Source organism: Kitasatospora sp. NPDC091257 (assembly GCF_044757675.1).
GTDB lineage: Bacteria > Actinomycetota > Actinomycetes > Streptomycetales > Streptomycetaceae > Kitasatospora > Kitasatospora lactacystinica.
On record NZ_JBIVVI010001027.1, the window covers coordinates 1 to 3317 of the forward strand.

Here is a 3317-nt window from a genome sequence, read left to right on the forward strand (position 1 = left end):
GGTGGTGAGCGTGCCCTGGAGCGTGCCGGGCAGGGTGGAGGGCCAGGGGCCGTTGGTGGTGAAGTTGCTGGTCGTCGCGGTCAGGAAGCAGTAGCCGGTGGTGTCGTCGCCGGGGCCGCGGACGGTGACCATGTTGGCGCCGGGCGCGGGGATGCGGAAGCTCGTACCGGCGGGGGAGCGCTGGGCGCAGCCGTTGCCGCGCTGCTCCCAGTCGCCGAAGTAGTTGCCGAGCACGTCGAGACCGACGCCCAGGTAGCCGCGGTCGACGCCGGGCAGGAAGGTGAGGTTCGGGTTGTCGTCGGGCAGCTTCTGCGCGTAGCCGAGGCTGCCGCCGAAGGCGCCGGGGTGGGTGAGCGAGACGTCCCCGTTCACGAGGAAGAAGGAGATGCCGTCGGCCGGGGTGTTCGGCGTGGTGCTGCCGTACTGCCACTGGTCGAAGGTCACGTCCAGGCCGTTGCCGGCCGGCAGGGCCTGGTCGAAGAGCACCGCGCCGCTCTGGTCGTTGCCGGCGTCGGTGATCCGCAGGTAGCCGAGCGGTGCGGAGTTCAGCGGCGGCACCGGGCCGGTCTCGGCGGTGGGGCAGCCGCCGAGCGGGTGGTCGCCCGGCCCGGGCGTCGCGGGGGCCGCGCCGGTGAGGCAGGCGGAGCCGACCGCGATGAAGCGCGAGTCGGCGGTGGCTCCGGTGAAGGCCTCCTGGAGCAGGGGCGTGCCGACGGCCCGGACCCGCTCCGGCAGCGGCGCGGCGGGGTGGTGGGCGGGGGCGACGGCCTGGGCGAGCGGGGCGGTGAGGCCGGCGCCGAGCAGACCGAGGGTGGCCGCGGCGCTGATGAGGCGGGCCGTTCGGGCGCGAAGCCGTGACGGTCCGCAGGATTGTCTCGTCATGGCGTTACTATGCGCGGCCGCTACGGTCCGTTATCGCCAAGTACTGTCAGTGGACCTATCGAATCGCTCGGACGAGCGAGGGGTCATGGGAGTGGTCGGCGACGGGTGGACGGTCGGAGGGGATTGCCGGACGTGTGGCAGGTTCCTTCGGAATCATTCCGATCATCATTGCCCGGTGGTGCGGTAGGGTGGCCGACGCCGAGTATGACCGTGACTCAGGGAGGTGAGACCCATTACCGGAATGTCCGAGCGGGTGCTCCCGGAGCGCGGCCGCGTCGGCGCCCCGCGCGCATAGCGCGGCCGGCGCGCCGACGAGGTGTCGGCCCTCGCGGGAGCCCTGACGGAGTCGTCAGTCCTCCCGTCCCCAAAGGGGTTCTCTTGCCGGTTTTCTCCTCCGCCTCCCTCCGTTCCTCCGTGGTCTCCCGGCTGCGCGCCGCCGGTTGCGTGTTCGCCGAGGACGAGGCGCGGATCCTGCTCTCCGCCGCCGCCTCGCCCGCCGACCTGGCCGCCATGGTCCGCTCCCGCGCCGACGGGCGGCCGCTCGAACACGTCGTCGGCTGGGCCGAGTTCGCCGGGCTGCGGATCGCCGTCGACCCGGGCGTCTTCGTCCCGCGCCGCCGCAGCGAGTTCCTGGTTTCCGCCGCCACCGCGTTGACCGCCCCGGGCACGGTGGTGCTCGACCTGTGCTGCGGCAGCGGCGCGCTGGGCGCCGCGGTGGCGGCCGCGGCCGCGCACCCGGTCGAGCTGTACGCGGCCGACATCGATCCGGGCGCGGTCCGCTGCGCCCGCCGCAACCTGGTCGGCGCCGCGGCGGGGGTCTTCGAGGGCGACCTGTTCGCCGCCGTGCCCCCGGAACTGGCCGGCCGGGTGGACGTGCTGATCGCCAACGTCCCCTACGTCCCGACCGGCGACCTCGGCCTGCTGCCGCCCGAGGCGCGGCTGCACGAGGCCCGGCCCGCGCTGGACGGCGGGGCGGACGGACTGGACGTGCTGCGGCGGGTGGTCGCCGAGGCGCCGCGGTGGCTGGCGCCCGGCGGGTCGTTGCTGTTCGAGACCAGCGAGCGGCAGGCGTCGGCGGCCCTCGCGGTGACCCGGACGGCCGGGCTGGCGGCGGTGGAGAGCCGGGAGGAGGACCTGGACGCCACGGTGGTCACCGCGACACTGCGCTGAACCGCCCGGCTGCCGAGGGGAGTTCTCCCGAGGTCCTGAGCCGGCCCGGCCCGGCCGCCGTTCCCCCGTGACGGCGGCCGGGCCGGAGCCGGTCAGATGCGGGTGCCGTACACGTGGTCGACCGGGATGGTGAGGAGCACCCGGCGGTCGGAGACCATCGCCTGGCGGTAATCCGCCCAGTCCGGGTGCTCCCCGGCGGCGCGGCGGTAGTAGTCCACCAGCGCCTCGACCTCGGGCCCCTCGGGGTCGGTGCCCGGTCCGGTCAGGGTGGCCACGCCCTCGGCGGTGACCCAGGAGCGGCCGTCCGGCCCGGTCACCTCCAGACTGGCCCGCGGGTCCCGGCGCAGGTTGGCCGTCTTGGCCAGCCCGTCCCGGGTGGAGATCAGGATGGCGTTCGCCGCCCGGTCGTAGAACGGCATGACGGGGGAGAGCTGCGGGCGGCCGTCCGCCTTGATGGTGGCGAGGACGCCGAGGCGGCTCTGTGCGAGCAGGGCGTACGGGTCGAAAGCAGTGGCGGTCATGGCAGCATCATCGACCTTCACACCGGTGTGAGGGCAAGGTCCGCCGCGCGTGTTGGGCGAGGTCCGCCGGGTGGGTGGGGTGCGGTGCGTCGGGCGTACCGGGCGAGGCCCGCCGGGCAGGTGGGGCGGGAGGCCGCGCATGATGGCACGGACCGGCGGGCCGGTGCGGAAGGTTCGGGAATCCGCCGTGATGTCCGGCGTGAGCCGCTATGGTCGGTCGCGAAAACGGTGACGGCCCGTCAGTGGATGCGCACCGTCCGAGTCGAGGGGACACCGCACGATGGCACGCGAACGCAAGCCGGTGGAACTGCTGGAGTTCTCCGACGACCTCCACACCGACGACGTCACCCCGCTGCAGGCCTTCCTGGCCGCCCGCATGCGCGAGCTGGTCCGGGCCCAACCCGAGGGCACCGGTGCCCGGTTCGCCGCCGAGCGGCTGGCGGAGATCACCGCCGCCGACTGCGTCTTCCTCTCGGACGTCCTGGTGGCCTGGGAGGAGGTGGTCCTGGAGGGCCGCAACGACGAGCCCGGCTGGACGCAGCGGATGCGCCAGGACGCCATGATCTGGTGGGAGCGGCTGTGCGAGACGGCCGACCGGTTCCGCGACCACCCCGACCACCGCTCCCGCTGGCGGCCGCTGCACTTCATGAACCTCGCCCACGCGGAGATCATGGCCGGCCTGACCGACCGGGCGGGCGGCGTGTACGGGGACGGGGCGCACCCGTGATCCCGGACGGCCGGGGG

3 protein-coding genes and 1 pseudogene are annotated in these 3317 nt (G+C 74.3%); 2 read left to right on the forward strand and 2 right to left on the reverse strand.

Features of this window, described 5'->3' with window-relative positions:
- Positions 1-882, reverse strand: a pseudogene (locus tag ACIQOV_RS33805) (hypothetical protein); the annotation flags it as partial.
- A 378-nt stretch (positions 883-1260) separates the two neighbouring features.
- Between ACIQOV_RS33805 and ACIQOV_RS33810 the strand changes: the two are divergent.
- Positions 1261-2052: a putative protein N(5)-glutamine methyltransferase gene (locus ACIQOV_RS33810; RefSeq protein ID WP_401054603.1), complete on the forward strand. Its 792-nt coding sequence runs from the start codon at positions 1261-1263 to the stop codon at positions 2050-2052.
- Between the two features lie 92 nt (positions 2053-2144).
- Here the strand turns inward: ACIQOV_RS33810 and ACIQOV_RS33815 are convergent, their stop codons facing one another.
- On the reverse strand, positions 2145-2573 hold the full coding sequence (locus ACIQOV_RS33815; protein WP_401054605.1) for a PPOX class F420-dependent oxidoreductase: 429 nt from the start codon (positions 2571-2573) through the stop codon (positions 2145-2147).
- A 280-nt stretch (positions 2574-2853) separates the two neighbouring features.
- Between ACIQOV_RS33815 and ACIQOV_RS33820 the strand changes: the two genes are divergently transcribed.
- Positions 2854-3300, forward strand: a complete 447-nt coding sequence (locus tag ACIQOV_RS33820; RefSeq protein ID WP_359897175.1) for a hypothetical protein — start codon at positions 2854-2856, stop codon at positions 3298-3300.
- Positions 3301-3317: the final 17 nt, after the last annotated feature.